16 protein-coding genes are annotated in these 19,202 nt (G+C 37.3%); 9 read left to right on the top strand and 7 right to left on the bottom strand.

What is annotated here, in order from left to right; translation table 11 throughout:
• Positions 1–939 precede the first annotated feature (939 nt).
• From ACFIK6_RS00835 to dnaK, 4 genes are all read right to left on the bottom strand, one after another.
• Positions 940–1,854 carry a DMT family transporter gene (locus ACFIK6_RS00835; RefSeq protein ID WP_375641347.1) on the bottom strand — a complete coding sequence of 305 codons (915 nt, stop codon included), beginning with the start codon at positions 1,852–1,854 and terminating at the stop codon, positions 940–942.
• Positions 1,855–1,886: 32 nt separating this feature from the next.
• Positions 1,887–2,792: an acetylglutamate kinase gene (argB, locus tag ACFIK6_RS00830; protein WP_375656375.1), complete on the bottom strand. Its 906-nt coding sequence runs from the start codon at positions 2,790–2,792 to the stop codon at positions 1,887–1,889.
• Positions 2,793–4,407: 1,615 nt separating this feature from the next.
• Positions 4,408–5,550, bottom strand: coding sequence for a molecular chaperone DnaJ (gene dnaJ, locus ACFIK6_RS00825; RefSeq protein WP_375656407.1), 1,143 nt, complete (start codon positions 5,548–5,550; stop codon positions 4,408–4,410).
• 157 nt (positions 5,551–5,707) lie between these two features.
• Complete coding sequence (dnaK, locus tag ACFIK6_RS00820; RefSeq protein ID WP_375619241.1) at positions 5,708–7,600, bottom strand: molecular chaperone DnaK; 1,893 nt, start codon at positions 7,598–7,600, stop codon at positions 5,708–5,710.
• A 972-nt stretch (positions 7,601–8,572) separates the two neighbouring features.
• On the opposite strand from dnaK, the gene ACFIK6_RS00815 reads away from it, so the two are divergent.
• Positions 8,573–9,127 (top strand): copper chaperone PCu(A)C, encoded by a 555-nt coding sequence (locus ACFIK6_RS00815; protein ID WP_375656374.1) that lies wholly within the window; start codon positions 8,573–8,575, stop codon positions 9,125–9,127.
• A 107-nt stretch (positions 9,128–9,234) separates the two neighbouring features.
• Here the strand turns inward: ACFIK6_RS00815 and lysM are convergent, their stop codons facing one another.
• Positions 9,235–9,690 (bottom strand): peptidoglycan-binding protein LysM, encoded by a 456-nt coding sequence (lysM, locus tag ACFIK6_RS00810; protein ID WP_375677274.1) that lies wholly within the window; start codon positions 9,688–9,690, stop codon positions 9,235–9,237.
• Between the two features lie 374 nt (positions 9,691–10,064).
• Between lysM and ACFIK6_RS00805 the strand changes: the two genes are divergently transcribed.
• From ACFIK6_RS00805 to thpR, 6 genes are all read left to right on the top strand, one after another.
• Entirely contained in the window at positions 10,065–10,787 is a 723-nt protein-coding gene (locus ACFIK6_RS00805) for a response regulator transcription factor (RefSeq protein ID WP_005774392.1), read from the top strand.
• 39 nt (positions 10,788–10,826) lie between these two features.
• Complete coding sequence (locus ACFIK6_RS00800) at positions 10,827–12,611, top strand: stimulus-sensing domain-containing protein (protein WP_375641342.1); 1,785 nt, start codon at positions 10,827–10,829, stop codon at positions 12,609–12,611.
• A gap of 23 nt (positions 12,612–12,634) precedes the next feature.
• Positions 12,635–13,099 carry an HPr kinase/phosphatase C-terminal domain-containing protein gene (locus ACFIK6_RS00795; RefSeq protein WP_375641341.1) on the top strand — a complete coding sequence of 155 codons (465 nt, stop codon included), beginning with the start codon at positions 12,635–12,637 and terminating at the stop codon, positions 13,097–13,099.
• Positions 13,100–13,234: 135 nt separating this feature from the next.
• On the top strand, positions 13,235–13,633 hold the full coding sequence (locus tag ACFIK6_RS00790; RefSeq protein WP_375611386.1) for a PTS sugar transporter subunit IIA: 399 nt from the start codon (positions 13,235–13,237) through the stop codon (positions 13,631–13,633).
• Positions 13,634–13,650: 17 nt separating this feature from the next.
• The gene (locus ACFIK6_RS00785) at positions 13,651–13,944 is read left to right on the top strand and encodes an HPr family phosphocarrier protein (protein ID WP_012754483.1); all 294 of its coding nucleotides are present in this window, start codon (positions 13,651–13,653) and stop codon (positions 13,942–13,944) included.
• A 347-nt stretch (positions 13,945–14,291) separates the two neighbouring features.
• On the top strand, positions 14,292–14,831 hold the full coding sequence (gene thpR, locus ACFIK6_RS00780) for an RNA 2',3'-cyclic phosphodiesterase (protein ID WP_375641339.1): 540 nt from the start codon (positions 14,292–14,294) through the stop codon (positions 14,829–14,831).
• Between the two features lie 110 nt (positions 14,832–14,941).
• Here the strand turns inward: thpR and grpE are convergent, their stop codons facing one another.
• Together grpE and hrcA are read right to left on the bottom strand one after the other, a co-directional pair.
• Positions 14,942–15,604 carry a nucleotide exchange factor GrpE gene (gene grpE, locus ACFIK6_RS00775; RefSeq protein ID WP_375641338.1) on the bottom strand — a complete coding sequence of 221 codons (663 nt, stop codon included), beginning with the start codon at positions 15,602–15,604 and terminating at the stop codon, positions 14,942–14,944.
• A gap of 124 nt (positions 15,605–15,728) precedes the next feature.
• On the bottom strand, positions 15,729–16,799 hold the full coding sequence (gene hrcA, locus ACFIK6_RS00770) for a heat-inducible transcriptional repressor HrcA (protein WP_375641337.1): 1,071 nt from the start codon (positions 16,797–16,799) through the stop codon (positions 15,729–15,731).
• A gap of 514 nt (positions 16,800–17,313) precedes the next feature.
• On the opposite strand from hrcA, the gene rdgB reads away from it, so the two are divergent.
• Positions 17,314–17,961 (top strand): RdgB/HAM1 family non-canonical purine NTP pyrophosphatase, encoded by a 648-nt coding sequence (gene rdgB / locus ACFIK6_RS00765; RefSeq protein WP_375641336.1) that lies wholly within the window; start codon positions 17,314–17,316, stop codon positions 17,959–17,961.
• Positions 17,958–19,157: a radical SAM family heme chaperone HemW gene (gene hemW / locus ACFIK6_RS00760; protein ID WP_375641334.1), complete on the top strand. Its 1,200-nt coding sequence runs from the start codon at positions 17,958–17,960 to the stop codon at positions 19,155–19,157. Before rdgB ends, hemW begins: the two co-directional genes overlap by 4 nt.
• Positions 19,158–19,202 lie beyond the last annotated feature (45 nt).

Genomic DNA, 19,202 nt, shown 5'->3' with positions numbered 1-19,202 from the left:
TTGTGACGTGTAAGCAAGTAGATTTGGATTGATTTAACATGAAAACGATTTGAAGTGAGAAAGTTTTACAGTATTCAGGGTTCTAATTCAATATGAATAATGCTATACTAGCATTATAAATCAATGTGTTATAACATTTACATGATGGGCGTATATATCACTTGGGCTTGCAATAAAATTCGCAAGAAATGCTTTTTTATTTATACGCAATAATCTGCTTTTTTAGTAATCTTATATAAAACAACATGAATATCGCGAGCCCCTCTCATTTTAAATCTTCTCATAGTGAATCAATCAAATTTTTTGCTTCCCCATCATAAAACAGGGCTAGTATATAGATAAAAACGTTTAAGAAATGAGTAAAAATGCCTCTCTCTTTTTCAAATGCCAAAGGCTGTCGTAATATTGAGAACGGACAAAGAAAATGCTAGTGCCTTTTATTTTAAGTAAACAATGATGCTTTGTGGTTTTTATATACTTCACGCGGACCGTTAATGAATATGATACATATTGAGAAAATTATCTTTTTAAAAAACGCGTTAATATATAACATTATGGGAGGCTGCTTTAGGCGTTCTATTTTACGTGAAAAGCGTGATCCCGTGAAGAACAAAAGGAATAACGTGCAATAATGCATAATTTTCGTTATGCAAAAACATTACCGTAGGTGTTTTTGAAAGTTGTAAAGCCGAATTTAAAAATGATCGTAACGAGGGGCGTTAATTTTTACCTTTATATCACCTCATGCTTTGGTTCAATGAAGGTTGTCTTCCCGTTTCAGAAGTTAGGCAAACAGATAAATATTATTGCTCCAATTTGCTATACAAAAGCTGAAATAGCTTATAAAGCCTCCTTATCTTCATATTAAAAAAGCTTCAAAAATGAAAACTCTACAAGCAAAAATTTCATGCAATAAAATCATACTAGAAGGGTGCATAGCTAATCATTTTTTTTAATTGCTTTATTTTTTTTACGCCATTGTGAAGGTTGTAATTCAGCCACAATGATCCCAATCAGAATAAGCAAACCGCCCAATAAAGCTAAGGGAGATAAATGTTCTCCAGCCAAACGCCCAACAATACCAGCCCATACCGGTTCACCTGCGTAAATGAGTGTCGCACGCGTAGGGGAAATGGACTTTTGTGCCCAATTCATAGCTAATTGAATGATGGCACTCATTAATGCCAATCCTATACCAATATTAAACCACACCCACGAAAATTCAGGGATGCTTTCACCCATCAAAGGCATACAAGCAAATGAAAAAAAACCACTAAAAAATAACTGTATAATGGTCACACGCCGACTATCAACCTTATTGGCAAAAATTCCAATAAGTATGACTTCTCCAGCAATCGCTAAAGCACCTAACAAAGTCAAAATTTCGCCTTTTGAAAAATCAAAATTTCCCGGCTTTTGTCCTGAAATAAGTACAAGCCCTATAAAAGCGAAAACAATACCAACCCAACAAGCAAAACGAGGAGGTTTTTTAAAAACAATCCATTGCAAGATTGGAACCATAGGCACATAAAGCGCTGTAATAAAAGCCGACTGACTACTAATAATTGTTTGAAGTCCAGCTGCTTGAAAAGCATAACCAAAAAACATGGCTAAACCAATCGCCATCCCAGCGAAAACTTCATAAACAGTTATACCTTTTATAGAACGCCAAAAAACTACCCCACATATAAGAGATGCAACAATAAAACGAAATCCAACAAAAAACAGAGGACCGCTATAGCGTACCGCAATATGAATGACTAAAAATGTAATGCCCCACAATATTGTCGCGGTAAATATTGCTAATTCTGGCTTACTTAATAAAGGATATTTAAACTGTTTTATATTCGTCATGAAAAACTTTCTCTTCCAATTTTCCTTACAATTTATGAAACAATAAGCGTTCCAACTCCCTGTTCGGTAAACAGCTCTAGTAAAACAGAATGAGGAGTTTTGCCATTTAAAATGGCAACACCTTCCACGCCGTTTTGAAGGGCTTTTATACAAGTCTCTACTTTTGGAATCATGCCTCCTGAAATTATTCTATTTTTAATAAATTTTTCAGCTTCAGAAACAGTCAATTCTTTTAAAAGTTTACCATGTTTGTCCAAAACACCAGGAACATCAGTGAGAAATAAAAGGCGTTTAGCCTCTAATGCACCAGCAATAGCTCCAGCAAAAATATCAGCATTAATATTATAAGTTTTACCATCGCGTCCTGGAGCCACAGGAGCAAGAACTGGTATCATTTCAGAACATGCTAAAAGATCTAGCAATGTGCGATCAACTTCAACAGGCTCGCCAACAAAACCCAAATCTAAAACACGTTCAATATGCGAATCAGGATCAATGACAGTTTTATAAGCCTTTTCGGCAAAAACCATATTGCCATCCTTGCCACATAATCCTATTGCCCATTCACCCTCTGCATTGATGAGAGCAACAATTTCTTTGTTTATGGAACCAGCCAAAACCATTTCAACGACTTCAACGATCCGCTCATCAGTTACCCGTAATCCGTTTTCAAATCGTGATTCAATCCCCATTTTCATTAAAATTTCAGCAATTTGAGGTCCTCCACCATGAACAACAACAGGATTAATCCCCGATTGCTTTAATAGAGCAATGTCACGCGCAAATGCTCGCCCCAAGGCAGGATCACCCATAGCATGACCGCCATATTTTACCACAACCGTTTCATTTTCGTATTTTTGCATATATGGTAAAGCAGACGATAAAAATGCTGCTTGTTTTTCCAAAACATCTACAGCGCCGTTTTTAGCATCATCCATCAATAGAGCCTCCTCATCACTTTTTACCACCTCTTAATGAAATTTAGGAAAAGTGAAAACAATAAAACAAAGCCTTACTCTATCCCCCCCCCTAAAAATCGTCAATTTTCCTCTAAATTATGAAAAAGGAATAGCGAAATGAAATACAAAAAACTTCCTTTAAAAATTGACAGCGAAAAATTAAACAAAATAGACGTAAAAAAACGTCATTATTTTATGATCTTATATATAAGATTGAAAAGCCAAATTTTGAAGCTACGCCGTACATTCAACTCATTAGTTTATCCCTATGGATACTTAACAATGAATAGGAATATATACAACCATTGATTTTGTAAGATAAAACAAAATTTCTTATAATAATAAAATTAACATATTGCCAAGATAAGAAATCACTCAACCGCTTTATAGCTTATCTCAATAAACTATAAATTTGGTTTTAAAAATTTGACTTTTTCTCAATCATTAAACATGAGAAAATGTCAATTGAACGCTCCTTATGGAGAATCATAAGGGATTGATTTATAATAATAATTTATCTTTTTATATCGTAAAATCGAAAAAATGCTTTGCAAAATTATCATATATTGTGACTTTATTGCGAATAGCTCTTCAGAGGCATCTTCATAAAAGCATTTAATTGTTTAGATTACTCTCTTCGTAAGATTTTATAAAATTTCTCATTTTCATGATCTGTCATTAAGTTTTTCTTTCTGCACAGCAATACATGCTTGGATTATTCAATGTCTTTTAGAATTTTTAATTCTTTTAATGTGTTATTTTTTAAATATATCGTGCCATTTTTTGTTGTATTTATTTTTTCTTTTTTCTCCCCACCAAATTTTATCATGCCGATAAGTTCAACTAGGTGAATTCCATGGAATCTGTTTCTCCAAAAGAGAGATGCATCAAGCATCTCAAGACATATTTTGTTATGTCTTCTTTAGTATTCAACATGCATTATCCCATTTCATAATTTCTTTGGAACAAAATAAATCTGGTTATAGCGTTTTTTTATTATCTGGAAGAAGTATTTTATGACACCAGAAATACAAAACAAAATCCGTAATCTAAAAGAAAATGAAGCTGGTATGAGGCATGTAAAAGCTATTCCGAATAAAATACCCCTTATTTGCCTTTTTAAAGAGAGACAGTAGCTAAGACTATCAAAATGCCAAAAATAAAATCGGTTATAAAAAGTTGATGCTTTATTTGAAATAAGATGGTTTGCCTAACAGCTTATTTAGCGTTTCTTGGCAAGCTACTACCTATTTTACAGTTTTAGTATAGGAATTTTGAGTAAAACAATAAATACAAAAAATGCTGAATGCATAAAAGCAGTTATCATGACACTGGAAATCAGTTACTCAATTGCACCCTTCTTACAGATAAGCCCTTTTTAAAATATCATAGACACTCAAAAATAAGACTTATCCATAAAACTCGTGAAATGTAAAAAACTATCAGCGGCAGGAACTTACTCTAAATTAATCGTTTCTCTCTTTATCTTTTCAAGATAAAAAATGTTTTTCAAAAATTACAAGACTACAGAAAGCTTAATTAAAATAACTTTCCAAAAGTTTTTTCTAATTTATTCTGAAAACATTCATATATTTTAACCAGAAATATTTTCAAAAAATTCTTTCATACGTGAAAAAAAGCCATGTGATTGCGGTGAATTCTCATGATTTGAAAGTTTTTCAAATTTTTGCAATAGTTCACGTTGCTCTTGCGTTAATTTCTGTGGTGTCTCAATCGTGACATGGATGTAAAGGTCACCCCTTGCTTGCTGCCGACGCAACATGGGCATACCCTTGCCTTTAAGGCGGAATTGACGTCCATTTTGCGTTCCTTCTGGGATCTTAACACGCGCTTTAACGCCATCAAGATCGGAAACTTCAAACTCTCCTCCTAAAGCAGCTGTTACCATTGAAATAGGAACACGACAGTGAAGATCGGCTCCTTCTCGCTGAAAAAACTCATGCGGTTTAACGGAAAGGAAAATATAAAGATCACCATTGGGGCCACCACGAATACCAGCATCACCCTCACCAGAAAGGCGAATACGCGTTCCATCTTCAATACCAGCTGGAACATTCACGCTCAATGAACGTTTTTTCTCTATGCGTCGTTTCCCATGACATTTTGGGCATGGATCCGTAATAGTTTCACCACGTCCATGACATGAAGGACATGTTCGCTCAATAGAAAAGAAACCTTGTGCAGCACGCACACGACCAGATCCATGACATGTTCCACAAACTTGCGGCTTAGAGCCCTTTCTCGCTCCTGATCCCTCACAAGCATCGCATGTAACAGAACTGGGAATAGTAATTTCTGCAGTTTTTCCTGAAAATACCTCTTCTAAGGTTATTTCCATATTATAACTCAGATCTGCACCACGTTCGCGACCATCACCACGCTTACGGTGCGCACCTCCCATAATTTCGCCAAAAAAATCTTCAAAAATATCAGCAAATCCACCACCCGCAGCAAAACCTCCAAAGGGATTTGCTCCTCCTTGACTACCGCTATTTTCAAAAGCCGCATGACCAAATCGATCATAAGCAGCACGCTTTTGGGGATCTTTAAGGACTTCGTAGGCTTCGCCAATTTCTTTGAATTTTCGCTCTGCCTCTTTATCCCCAGCGTTGCGATCAGGATGATATTGCATTGCCAACTTACGAAAAGCAGATTTCAACTTTTTATCATCACAGTCACGAGTCACGCCAAGAATTTCATAATAGTCAACCTTCATCATGTATTCCTGATAATTTCTCTGTCATCCATCTTTATGGATAAGATTGCTTTTAATGTATATTTTTAGCAACAAAGTTGCAACTCACTCAAATAATAAAGCCCAGCCTTATATTTCAAAGGCCGGGTTTATAAATTAATCAACACATATGCCGACACTATTTCTTCTTATCATTAACTTCTTCAAAATCAGCATCAACGACATCATCATTCTTTGCTTCTGTTTCAGTGTCAGCGCTCGCTGCTTGTGAAGCTTCATACATAGCCTGTCCAAGCTTCATACTGACTTCAGCTAATTTTTGCATCTTTGTTGTTACTTCTTCAGTATCACTGCCTTCAAGCGCAGATTTCAAATCAGATATTGCTGTTTCAATCTGTCCTTTTTCTTCAGCTGATACTTTATCGCCATATTCACTGAGTGACTTTTCAGTTGAATGAATAAGAGCTTCCGCTTGATTTCTGGCTTCAACACCTTCACGGCGTTTTTTATCCTCAGCTGCATGCTCTTCCGCATCCTGTACCATTTTTTCAATATCAGCATCACTTAAACCACCTGATGCCTGAATACGAATTTGATGTTCTTTACCAGTTCCCTTATCTTTGGCCGAAACATTAACAATACCATTCGCATCAATATCAAAAGTAACTTCAATTTGAGGTATACCACGCGGTGCTGGAGGAATACCAACAAGATCAAATTGAGCCAATAGCTTATTATCACTCGCCATTTCCCGTTCACCTTGGAAAACACGAATAGTCACAGCACTCTGATTATCATCAGCTGTCGAAAAAACTTGCGATTTTTTCGTTGGGATAGTGGTATTACGCTCAATGAGGCGTGTGAAAACCCCACCCAAGGTTTCAATACCCAAAGATAAAGGTGTTACATCTAGAAGCAACACGTCTTTGACATCGCCTTGCAATACACCCCCTTGAATGGCAGCACCCATTGCAACAACTTCATCAGGATTAACGCCTTTGTGTGGATCCTTACCAAAGAAGCTTTGCACGACTTGCTGAATCTTGGGCATACGTGTCATACCACCCACTAAAACAACTTCGTCAATCTCACCGGCCTTTAATCCAGCATCTTTCAACGCAGCTTTACAAGGCTCGATGGTACGCTGCACTAAATCGTCAACTAGAGATTCAAATTTTGCCCGAGTCAATTTCATTGTTAAGTGCTTGGGACCTGATTGATCTGCCGTGATAAATGGTAAATTGATTTCTGTTTGCTGCGACGAAGAAAGCTCTATTTTTGCTTTTTCTGCCGCTTCTTTTAAGCGCTGTAAAGCGAGTTTATCATTTTTCAGATCAATTCCTTGCTCTTTTTTGAATTCATCTGCAAAATAACCAACCAAACGCATATCAAAGTCTTCACCCCCTAAAAACGTATCTCCATTGGTTGATTTAACTTCAAAAACACCATCTCCAATTTCAAGTACTGAAATATCAAATGTACCACCACCAAGATCGTAAACAGCTATTGTTTTTCCGTCTTTTTTGTCCAAACCATAAGCTAAAGCAGCAGCAGTTGGCTCATTAATAATCCGTAAAACTTCAAGTCCAGCAATTTTACCCGCATCTTTAGTCGCTTGACGTTGTGCATCATTAAAATAAGCAGGAACCGTAATAACGGCTTGTTCAACTTTTTCACCAAGATAAGATTCTGCTGTTTCCTTCATCTTTTGCAAAATCATAGCTGAAATTTGCGATGGAGAATATTTCTTACCCGCTTCTTCAACCCATGCATCACCATTGTCACCTTTAACAATTTTATAAGGCACAAGTGCTTTGTCTTTTTCAACCATAGGGTCATCAAAACGGCGCCCTATCAAACGTTTAACTGCAAAAACTGTCCCTTCAGGATTTGTCACCGCCTGCCGTTTCGCAGGCTGCCCAACAAGCCGCTCCCCCCCATCAGTAAAGGCAACAACGGAAGGTGTTGTTCGCGCTCCTTCTGAGTTTTCGATAACTTTTGCGTTTTTGCCGTCCATGACAGCCACACAAGAGTTTGTTGTCCCCAAATCAATACCAATTACTTTTGCCATATTATAATCTCCATTCAGCAAGCTACCTCAACCTTCATAAAGCATCTTTTTAAGATAGCTCCTCATAACACCTAAAGCCCGTATATTGCTTCAAGCAACAATAAAACAATAATAAACTGCAAGTCGCAACAAGCCTTGCTGCCTCGTATATAAGAACAGGCTTTTATTGCTACAAGAGAATAATGAGAGAAACATCTCCAAAATAAAAAAATTATTTTAAAATAGGCGCTCTAATGACCCATAAATACCATATTTATGAGAGACTTGAGATCATAATATATTTTTCTTGCAATTCTCAACAAATATATCTTTCTATAATTAAAAAAATAAAAGAGTGACTGCACTCTCGTTCTTGATCTTCTCATCATTAATAAAAGATACTCACGTAAAAGCTTTTTGAAAGGTGAATAATTTATATCACGAATATTATAAATTGTCCTTGGACTAAAATAATCATCATATCTAATGCGCACATCAGTAAAGGTATTATCTATCAACCTCCTTTCAAAAATTCTCCTTCTAACGGTCTCATTGTTTACTGCTATTTGAAAGATGTGCTTTAAACTCACTAAAGCATTTTTCTTAACTGTATAATTTTGAACTTTGAAAATATATAAAAATGCCTCTGTATAAACGCTTTACAATGCCAAGAGCTGTCATAATATTAAAAATTGGTTAAAGTGGTTGATGATTGCTCTATATTATATCTTTATTAAGTAAAATAGTAGTGCATCATAGATTTTATACCATTTACAAATACCATTACTATTTATGAGATGAACATGGAAGCGTTGAGAGGTGTGTTGCCATTGTAAACCTTATTTTCTTCCTTTAAAATCCAAAAATTCTATGATTTTTATTCTCATATTCAAATCAATTTCATTCTGGCATTTCTTTCTTTTATTTTAAATAAAAGCTCTGCTAAAATAAAAAAATATTCAAAGTGTGAATCTTATGAAGGAGGGTAAATCAATGATGACATCTATTATTAAGAAAATAACAAATTTCATCTTTAAGAATATAACACATACACAATATCCATACAAAAAGGTTATCATAAATATCGTGTGTGCTCTTCTCTTTGCTGGTATAACCCTTCCAGCAGGTGCTCAGCAATATAAACTTGGCGACATAGAAATTCTCAATCCTTGGACACGCGAAACACCTAGAGGTATAAGAGTTGGTAGCGGTTATCTCTACATTATTAATCACAGTAATACCCCAGACCGTTTGGTTTCTATATCCACAAACGGAGTAAAAACAACTGAGATACACTCTATGGCTGTCGTTAATGATATTATGAAAATGGAAAAAATGCACAATGGCATTGAAATTCCGGGAAATGGCGAAATTACGCTTAAGCCTGGCGGTGATCATATTATGTTTATGGGACTTTCACAACCATTCAAGTTAGGTGATAAAATTAGTGCAAAATTGACATTTGAGAAAGCGGGAACAATTGATGTTGATTTCTCTGTAAACGCTATAAAAGCACCATCACCTTCTAAATCCTCTCCTGTTCACTAAGCTCCTTTTATTATAAATACATACTTATAAAATGAAGAAGCATGAATTTTTTACGCTTCTTCATTTTTTGTTTAATGCCATCAGTAAAAATTATCCCCTTTTATGAATTAACTATGGTCAATTTCAGGAATACGTAAAACTTGTCCAGGATAAATTTTATCGGGAGATTTTAGCATTGGTTTATTGGCTTCAAAAATGAATGTGTTTTTATTACCTTGTCCTTTTCCATAAACGTCTTCAGCAATTTTCCAAAGATTATCACCAGATTTAACCTCATAAAAGCGAGAAGGTTTTCTAGGCGTTGTATCTATAACCTTTAATTGATCAACATCTACAGAAGAGATACCTTGTGAATTGCCAACAACCAGCAGCGCTTTTTCAAGTGTTTCCCTGTCTGGAACTTCACCGCTTAAAATAGCTTTACCGTCTTCAACTTTAATATTTACTTTTTCTGTACCGAGTTGCAAACGATCAAATGCTCTCTTAAAATCTTTTTCTTTTGGTTCATGGTCTCCAATACCTAACTTTTCCCCTACAGTTTTAATAAAATTAAAAAATCCCATTACAACCTCCTTTCGTGTAGCAGAAACAAATTTTTGTGCATATGTTGCCACATTCTTTTCTTTGCTCTTAAAACACATAGGCAGATTTTCTAAACTTCAATAATCAAAACTATACCTGTTCAATTATGGAACAAATACAATAATAAACTTTGATAAAAAAAGCCTTTATGAAAATTTTCTCTCAAACGAAAGGATCTTAATAGACGTAGAAACATTATAAATTATGAAAGCAAAACAAGATTTTACAGTAATGACAAAAGGTTTTTTACTTTACTACAATTTGTATCATATTTGTTTTGCAAAAAAAATATGAACTCCCATATAAATAAGTGTGGGTAATTTGCTACCACAGCAATAGAAAGGTCTAAGAAACCATGAAAGATACACCAACAATCACGCAAACGATTGTACTTGTTGATGATGATCGCAATATTTTGACATCTTTATCTTTTGCGCTTGAGACAGAAGGATATCGGGTTGAAAGCTATACAGATGGAGCATCTGCACTTAAGGGTCTCACACTTCACCCTCCACACTTAGCTATTTTTGATATTAAAATGCCCCGAATGGATGGAATGGAACTCTTGCGTCGTTTGCGTCAAAAATCTGATCTTCCAGTTATTTTTCTTACCTCTAAAGATGATGAAATTGATGAATTATTTGGTCTCAAAATGGGAGCTGATGATTTTATTACTAAACCTTTCTCCCAACGTCTTCTTATTGAACGCGTGAAAGCCATTTTGCGCCGTTCTAATGCACGTAACCAACCGCTTTCTACAGGAACTTCTTCCACCTCTTCTCTCAAACGTGGAGATCTTGTGATGGATCAAGAACGCCACACCTGTACATGGAAAGATAAACCTGTTATTTTAACCGTTACGGAATTTTTGATTCTGCAAACTTTAGCACAAAGACCAGGAGTTGTAAAAAGTCGTGATGCTTTAATGGATGCTGCCTATAGTGATCAAGTCTACGTAGATGATCGCACCATTGATAGTCACATTAAGCGTCTGCGTAAAAAGTTTAAACAAGTGGATGATGATTTTGCAATGATTGAAACACTTTATGGTGTAGGTTATCGTTTCCACGAGGTGTAAAACTACTTTGTCGCAAAAATTTGAACGGCAATCAAATCGATGACAGATAATTCTCAACTGGAAACTTTACAAACAACAACCGTTAATGGTACATCCTCAACACCATTTCTTATGTTTGCTCGTTTGCATCTTCGAACACAACGTCTCTTTAGACAATTGCTTTTTTCCAGCCTCACACGTCGCATTGTTATATTAAACATTGCTGCTCTTGCCGTTTTAGTTACAGGCATTTTATACCTTAACCAATTTCGTGATGGTTTAATTGAAGCAAAAATTAAAAGTTTATGTACCCAAGGAAAAATTATTGCTGGGGCTATTGCTGCTTCTGCAACAGTAGATACAAATTCTATCCTCATTGACCCCCAAAAACTCTTAGAGTTACAGACTGGTGAAAGCATTACACCCGCCCCTCAATCAACCGATTCTTGGGATTTTCCTATTAACCCTGAGCAAGTTGCCCCTCTTTTACGGCGTCTCATCACACCTAAAACGACAAGAGCACGTATCTATGATCGTGATGCTACTCTCCTTCTTGATTCGCGCGTTCTTTATTCTAGTGGAGAAGTTTTTAGTTATGATTTACCCCCACTTAAAACAGAACAAAACATGTGGGATCGCCTTACTTCATGGTATTCAAGCGCATTTTATGGCAAAGGTATTGCTCTTGACAGAGAACAAACCAAAATCAGTGGTATTGCTTATCCAGAAGTGTACCGCGCATTAAACGGATCTCTTGCTACGGCTAAAAGACGCAACAGACAAGGTCAATTAATTGTTTCTGTTGCCGTTCCTGTTCAACGCTATCGTGCAGTGGTTGGAGCTCTTCTTCTTTCAACCACTGGTTCCGATATTGATAACATTGTAAAAGGCGAAAGACTGGTTATCTTTAAAGTTTTTGCCGTTGTAGGCAGCGTACTTTTGGTTCTTTCTCTCTTTTTGGCCCATACGATTGCCCATCCATTAAGTAAATTATCTGCCTCGGCTAATCGAGTGCGTAATGGCAATAATCAGCGTGTAGAAATCCCTGATTTTTCAATGCGTGAAGATGAAATTGGTCACCTTTCAACTTCTATTCGTGATATGACCAATGCCCTTTATATGCGTATTGAAGCCATTGAACGCTTTGCTGCTGATGTAAGCCACGAATTAAAAAATCCTCTCACCTCTCTACGCAGTGCTGTTGAAACGCTTCCTCTGGCTAAAAATGAAGAAGCACAAGAGAAATTGCTTGAAATTATTCAACATGATGTGCGCCGTCTTGATCGGTTGATTACAGATATTTCTGATGCATCGCGGCTCGATGCAGAGCTTGCACGAGAAACCGCAGAGATTGTTGATATGACTCCGCTTTTGGAAAGTCTTGTTCATGCTGTTCAGGAAGTGTATCGTAATACGCAAACCATTGATATAAGCCTTAATATTGTCCCACGTCCTCATGGAAAAGCCTATCTTGTATTGGGGCATGAACTCCGTTTAGGGCAAGTGATTTCAAATCTTCTTGAAAATGCACGCTCTTTTATTCCTCGAAATCGTGGCAAAATTTGCATTACTATGAAAAGTCATGCTTCAACCCTTATTTTAACCATTGAAGATAATGGCCCAGGCATTCGTTCAGAAAATATTGAACGAATTTTTGAGCGTTTTTATACAGATCGACCAAACGAAGATGCTTTTGGACAAAACTCTGGACTTGGCCTTTCTATTAGTCGGCAAATCATCGAGGCTCATAACGGAACAATTACAGCCGAAAATATTATTGATCCGACACTTGGAAAGTGTAAAACTGGTGCACGTTTTACTATTATGCTTCCCCTCGCTAAATAAATCTTTTATCCAAAGTAAAAGGCATGAAAACAAAATGTGAAATACTCCACGCAAATTGCCTTCAACTGGGCGGCAAGGGGCTGTTAATTATAGGTCCATCAGGATCAGGAAAATCAACCCTTACCCTTTCTTTGCTTGACCGCGCTGAGTGGTCAAAACGTGAAGCGAAGCTTATCAGTGATGATTATACAATGTTGCGTGCGGAAAATGGAAAGCTTCACGGATACACTCCTGATAATCTAGAGGGCGGTATCGAGATTCGTGGCGTTGGTCTTTATATGATAGAATTCGAAAAGCACACAATTATCGATTGTGTTATTTTTCTTGGTCCGGAATATGAACGTTTTTCCACAAATAAAACTTTTCAATTTGAAAATTTGCACATTCCTCTTTTAAAACTCCCCTCTCTTCGTGAAGCCGATTGTACAGCCATTTGTCAAGCTATTGAAGCATTTTTGTTTAGAAAAATATGGCAAAAATCTGTCTAATTTTTTTCTAAAGATAAAAAAATCACAATTTTTGCCTTTTTTTTGCAAATTTTTCTTGGCAGCAAGACAAAGCCTTGTACAATGTCTTTCCCACCAATATGGTTGGATCTTATTAGTTAACAGGAGTTTGCGTAAATGATTGGACTCGTGCTTGTAACGCACGGTGAGCTGGCTGTCGAATTTTTACATGCCGTGGAACATGTTGTTGGAGTACAAGAAAAGTTCGCAACAATATGCGTTTATCCCGATGACGATATAGATCAGCGCCGAGGTGATATTATAGCCGCAGTAACCGATACAGATACGGATCATGGCGTCATCATATTAACAGATGTATTCGGTGGGACACCATCAAATATAGCGATTCCTGCTATTGAAAAAGGACGCGTTGAAATGATTGCGGGTGTTAATTTGCCCATGCTTATTAAACTGATTTCTATTCGCAAATGTCCTGATATTTCATTATCAGACGCGTTAAGAATAGCACAAGAAGCAGGGCGTAAATATATTAATGTACCAAGTATGATTTTATAGCGGATAATAAAATACCCATGTTTTCCAAAGATACCCTCCCATGTATAAGTCGTCATTTCAATATCTGTAATAAACGTGGGTTGCATGCACGTGCTTCTGCAAAATTTGTACAAACTGTTGACAATTTTAATGTTACTGTTGAAGTTGAAAAGGACGGAAAAATCGTTGGCGGATCATCAATTATGGGACTTATGATGCTAGCGGCTTCATCTGGTTGCAACCTTACCATTCGTGTTTCAGGACCAGAAGCAACAGATGCTCTTAATGCTCTTGAAAAGCTCATCAATAACAACTTTGGAGAGGAAAATTAAAGCTTCTCACAAAAAAGAATGATGGTTATCCTTGAAATGAGGAGGAGGTTCTCTATCGTTGTATTGATTGGCTTTTCTCTTAAAAACATCTGCGTTGTTGTGTTTATAATGAAAGAGCAAACAATGATCAATTGCACGCCTTTGTAATAAAATGCACACCAATATGACTTTTGTGGGCATCATAACCGCTCTTTTAAGATTTTAAGCTTTATGCATTTAATTTATTATAGACATTATTTAGACATTATTTTTCTACATCATTGTCTTAATATTTGGCGATGTGCGGCTTTACCCTCGTTGTTCGCCATTGCGCTTGCGATGGCATCTTTTCATTGTAAGGAGATACCATGGACCGTCTGTTTAGTGCCCTTCAGATTCCTCAACAAACAACACAACAACTTGTGTCGTTGCAAAATGGCTTACCACAGGCGCAGTGGATCAACCCGCAGAATTTTCATGTCACTTTGTCTTTTTTTGGTGAAATTGAAAGCACCTTAGCAAAGGAAATTATGCGTGCTTTTGATACAATAAAGCTCCCTCCTTTTATGCTACAAACAAAAGGTTTTGAAGTTTTTGGTTCAGAAAATGCTCCCCATTCCCTTGTGGTTCGCATTGAACCTTGTGAAACTCTCAACCTGTTGCATGAAAAAATGCAATGTATCCGGAGCAAACTGCACTTAGAGCCTGATGAAAAACCATTTACTCCGCATATTACTCTTGCGAGATTGCTCGATATTAAACCTGAAGACCTCCCTTCTTATCTGTCTTCTCGAGGCGACTTTTTATTTCCTCCTTTTGAGGTTGATCATTTTGTTTTATTGTTGTCTCCATCTCCTTCAAGCGATGCTCCATACATTGTAAAAGGAAGTTGGGCTCTTCAAAGATAAAAGGGTGTTTGTAACACCCTTTAGAATCTTCTTTGTCAGAACGCTTCGTGAATGTAGCAATGCATACAATGCTACATCTTTTGCGCTGTGGGTATATTTCTTGATGTGTTTTAAGCCGAATCAGTTTCAACAGAAGCTTCTTTTGCTCCTCCTTTAGCTACACCCACTATAGCTGGACGAAGCACCCTTTCCCCGATAATATAACCTGCCTGAACAACTTGTTGAACAGTATTATCTGGAACATCGGCATTAGGAATTTCAAACATCGCTTGATGAAAATGAGGATCAAATTTTTGCCCCTCTGGATGGATTTTTTGCACCCCATGACGTTCTAATGCTGCCATCATGGCACGCTCAGTCATTTCAACGCCTTCTGCCAATGATTTCAAACCAGCATCACTTTCCCGCGCCCCTTCTGGAATAGCTTCCAAAGCACGATTGAGATTGTCAGAAACCGATAACATATCCCGTGCAAAATTAGCAATGGAGTAAGCCTTTGCATCCGCCACATCTCGCATAGTACGGCGTCGAAGATTTTCCATATCTGCAACAAGACGTAAAAGCTGATCTTTCAGTTCTTTATTTTCATCCTGCAAAGACACTAAAAGATCACTAACCTCATTGCTTTCTTTTTCAACGTCTTCGTGTTCCTCTGTTTTATGTGTTTTTAAAAATTCATCGGCTGCCTGTTTAAGTGTATTACGATCAGCTGGATTTTTTAAATCACAATTTTCAAATGAAGCGTCAGTAAATTTGTTTTTTTCATCAGACATAAAAATTTTATTCCTTCATAAGATTCGTTATTCTCGATATCGAAATTCTATAGACAAAAATCAAGGGGTATCGATGTATATAATACAATGAGCTTTTATAGTACAAATACTTACCTGCATCATTTTAACGCAATAACTGTGACACAAGTTGAGCTGTATAATCAACCATGGGCACAATCCTTGCATAATTAAGCCGTGTAGGACCAATAACGCCTAAAGCACCAATGACTCTTTGTTGTGAATCACGATAAGGTGCTACAACTAAGGAAGAACCAGAAAGTGAAAATAACTTATTTTCTGAACCAATAAAAATTCTAACCCCAGAACCTTCATCCGTTAAATCGAGAAGCTGTGCCATACTCTCACGCGTTTCAAGATCATCAAACAAATGGCGTAACCGTTCTAAATCTTCTTCTGCTTTCACATCTTCAAGTAAATTGCTACGCCCGCGAACAATGAGGTGTATTTTATGATCAGCACCTTCTCCACCCCAAAGAGCTAATCCCGTTTCAACAAGATGATTCGATAAGTCATCAAGTGCAGCCCGTGTTTCTGCGCATAAGCGGGCAATTTCCCCTTTAGCTTCACTCAATGTACGCCCTTGGATATGGGCATTGAGAAAATTCGTTGCTTCCGTCAATTGTGCATGGGTAACCCCTTCTGGCAAATGAACAATACGATTTTCAACTTCACCTTGTTGAGTCACCAAAACGGCAAGAGCGTGCTCTCTATCAAGGCGCACAAATTCAATATGTTTCAATGTTCCTTCTTGTTTTGTTGCTAAAACAAGCCCTGCCCCACGTGAAAGATCTGAAAGAACTCGGCTTGCTTGAACAAGAAAATGTTCAACCGATTGTGCACGACCAGCCTCTTTGACTTGCATTTCAATATTTTCTCGCTCTTCGTTTGGCAAATCACCTGCTTCCATAAATGCATCCACAAAAAAGCGTAAACCTGATTGTGTCGGCATTCTGCCCGCAGAAACATGTGGTGCATAAATCAAACCGAGATGTTCAAGATCACTCATCACATTGCGAATCGTCGCAGGCGATAATGTCTGTCGTAAAAGCCGCGAAAGATTGCGTGACCCCACAGGTTCACCATCATTAAGATAAGCTTCAACAATATGGCGAAAAATATCACGCGAACGTTCATCAAGATATTTTAGTTCATTATCAATAGGTTTGTGCTTCATCACAATTGTTTCACTACTTTTAAAATCCTCATCTCTTATATAAGTTTTGCCAAGGTTTGGTCAAATAGTCTAAAGTAGTATAAAAACATATTATCCTATTGACCCGTAAAATGCTAGCTTCAGAGTGACGATTGATAAATTACGCAGGAGGTATTTTTTGTTAGAGTGTGTGAGAAATATTTAAGATTAAGAGTTGATCTGTAAAGTGGTCTGCTGTAGGAACTTGCCAAGATAATCTGGATTGTTCAAAAACCGCTGTAAATAGAAAATTTTATCCTTTAGAGCAAACAAAAAATTGGAAATTTACCATAAAAATGCTATCATAAAAAAGACATGTCTTTCATATCTTTGCAAGGTTATCTTCATACAAGATAAAAAATTTTATTGGAATAAAATATCATAAAACGTGTAAAATAATCATATTATGTAAAATCAAGCAGAATGTGTGTGTCTGAGCGTTTAAGCCGGTTTTTAGCACAAAAACAATTCCCCTTTCATTTTTGGAGAAATCTATATGAGAAGCATCGCAGATAAAAAACTTGTCATTGCTACACATAACACCGGCAAATTGCATGAAATCACTACTTTAACTAAGCCTTTCGGTTTAATAATACAATCGGCAAAAGAACTGGGCTTGCCAGAACCAAAAGAAACGGGAAAAACATTTGAAGAAAATGCTTATATTAAAGCTTTTTCAGCAGCAAAAAAGACAGGACTTCCTGCCCTCTCTGATGATTCAGGCTTAGAGGTAGATGCATTGGAGGGTGCGCCAGGCGTTTATACTGCTGATTGGGCAATTCAAGCCGATGGTACACGTAATTTTCCAAAAGCTATGAAAAAAATAGAAAATGAACTCCAAAAAGTCGGAGCGCGAGAAAAAAGCCAACGAAAATGCCGTTTTATATCCGTCATTTGCATTGCATGGCCTGATGCTTATGCAGATTACTTCCGCGGATGCGTTGAAGGAACGTTCATTTGGCCTCCACGGGGAGACAAAGGCTTTGGTTTTGATCCTATTTTTTTACCAGATGGACATGAAAATACCTTTGGAGAAATGTCAACAGAGCAAAAACACAACTGGAAAAGTAATGATATTCCGCCTCTTTCACATCGCGCACGTGCTTTCAAACTTTTGGCAGAAAACCTTTTAGCATTCTCATGAATGAACCTTTTGGCATTTACATTCATTGGCCCTTTTGCGCAGCTAAATGTCCTTATTGTGACTTTAATTCGCATGTTCGCATCCATGGTGTTGATCAACCACGTTTTGTCACCGCCTTTAAGCGCGAAATAGAAACGCAATACCACAAAATAGGCCCACGCCATATTACAAGTATTTTTATTGGTGGCGGAACTCCTTCTCTTATGGAGCCGCAAACTGTCGATGCCCTATTGCAAGCACTTGCAAAAAAATGGGTAGTTGATGATAAAGTTGAAATTACATTAGAAGCTAATCCATCCAGTGTAGAGGCAGAGCGCTTTCGTGGATACCGTGCAGCAGGTGTTAACCGCTTATCTCTAGGGATACAAGCGCTCAATGATAAAGCATTGCGCAAACTTGGTCGACTCCATAATGTGGAACAAGCTCTTTATGCCATTGCTTTAGCAAGGCAAATTTTTCCACGTTTATCCTTTGATCTCATTTATGCCCGCCCCGAACAAACCCTTGAGCAATGGAAATCTGAACTTGTACAAGCAATTAATTTGGCAGCGGACCATCTTTCTCTTTATCAATTGACAATCGAAGAAGGAACCGCCTTTAAACGGCTTCATGATGCAGGAAGACTTATCCTTCCCCCATCAGGGCTAGCAGCAGATCTGTATCATCTTACCCAAGAAATAACGACATTGCATGGGCTTCCTGCCTATGAAATCTCAAACCACGCAATGCCCGGTGCTGAATCAGCACACAATCTTCTTTATTGGCGTTATCACCAATATGCAGGCTTTGGTCCAGGAGCACATGGACGTTTCATTGAGCACGCACCGAATCATTCCTCTTCCTGTTCAAAAACATTGTCATCACACCTTGAAAACCGCGAACGTTATGTCACAATAAATGAAAAGCATCCCGAACAGTGGCTTAATTTGGTAGAAACAATAGGACATGGCTGTATTGAAACAGAACATTTAACCACTGAACAACAGGCAAATGAAATGCTCCTTATGGGATTACGCCTTTGCGAAGGCTTAGAACTTATACGCTATGAAACCTTAAACCCTAAACGCATCCCAATGGAAAAACTGGTCGATTTACAACACCAAGAATTGATAGAAATGGTGGATAACCAACGCTTAAAAGCGACAACCAAAGGACGTATTGTTCTTGATCACATTATCAGCCAACTCGCAAACTAAAGTTTTTATAACAACATACTTGTTTTAATCATAATCATCATTTTT

This window comes from Bartonella sp. AS69XJJH, assembly GCF_042195585.1.
Lineage (GTDB): Bacteria > Pseudomonadota > Alphaproteobacteria > Rhizobiales > Rhizobiaceae > Bartonella.
Note: the sequence above shows the minus strand (reverse complement) of the source record. Positions and strands in the feature narration are given on the sequence as shown.

Excerpts from the sequence above, each read along its gene's own strand:
- ACFIK6_RS00835 (WP_375641347.1), bottom strand. The coding sequence starts at position 1,854 with ATGACGAATATAAAACAGTTTAAATATCCTTTATTAAGTAAGCCAGAA.
- argB (WP_375656375.1), bottom strand. The coding sequence starts at position 2,792 with ATGGATGATGCTAAAAACGGCGCTGTAGATGTTTTGGAAAAACAAGCA.
- dnaJ (WP_375656407.1), bottom strand. The coding sequence starts at position 5,550 with ATGAAGGTTGACTATTATGAAATTCTTGGCGTGACTCGTGACTGTGAT.
- dnaK (WP_375619241.1), bottom strand. The coding sequence starts at position 7,600 with ATGGCAAAAGTAATTGGTATTGATTTGGGGACAACAAACTCTTGTGTG.
- ACFIK6_RS00815 (WP_375656374.1), top strand. The coding sequence starts at position 8,573 with ATGATGACATCTATTATTAAGAAAATAACAAATTTCATCTTTAAGAAT.
- lysM (WP_375677274.1), bottom strand. The coding sequence starts at position 9,690 with ATGGGATTTTTTAATTTTATTAAAACTGTAGGGGAAAAGTTAGGTATT.
- ACFIK6_RS00805 (WP_005774392.1), top strand. The coding sequence starts at position 10,065 with ATGAAAGATACACCAACAATCACGCAAACGATTGTACTTGTTGATGAT.
- ACFIK6_RS00800 (WP_375641342.1), top strand. The coding sequence starts at position 10,827 with ATGACAGATAATTCTCAACTGGAAACTTTACAAACAACAACCGTTAAT.
- ACFIK6_RS00795 (WP_375641341.1), top strand. The coding sequence starts at position 12,635 with ATGAAAACAAAATGTGAAATACTCCACGCAAATTGCCTTCAACTGGGC.
- ACFIK6_RS00790 (WP_375611386.1), top strand. The coding sequence starts at position 13,235 with ATGATTGGACTCGTGCTTGTAACGCACGGTGAGCTGGCTGTCGAATTT.
- ACFIK6_RS00785 (WP_012754483.1), top strand. The coding sequence starts at position 13,651 with ATGTTTTCCAAAGATACCCTCCCATGTATAAGTCGTCATTTCAATATC.
- thpR (WP_375641339.1), top strand. The coding sequence starts at position 14,292 with ATGGACCGTCTGTTTAGTGCCCTTCAGATTCCTCAACAAACAACACAA.
- grpE (WP_375641338.1), bottom strand. The coding sequence starts at position 15,604 with ATGTCTGATGAAAAAAACAAATTTACTGACGCTTCATTTGAAAATTGT.
- hrcA (WP_375641337.1), bottom strand. The coding sequence starts at position 16,799 with ATGAAGCACAAACCTATTGATAATGAACTAAAATATCTTGATGAACGT.
- rdgB (WP_375641336.1), top strand. The coding sequence starts at position 17,314 with ATGAGAAGCATCGCAGATAAAAAACTTGTCATTGCTACACATAACACC.
- hemW (WP_375641334.1), top strand. The coding sequence starts at position 17,958 with ATGAATGAACCTTTTGGCATTTACATTCATTGGCCCTTTTGCGCAGCT.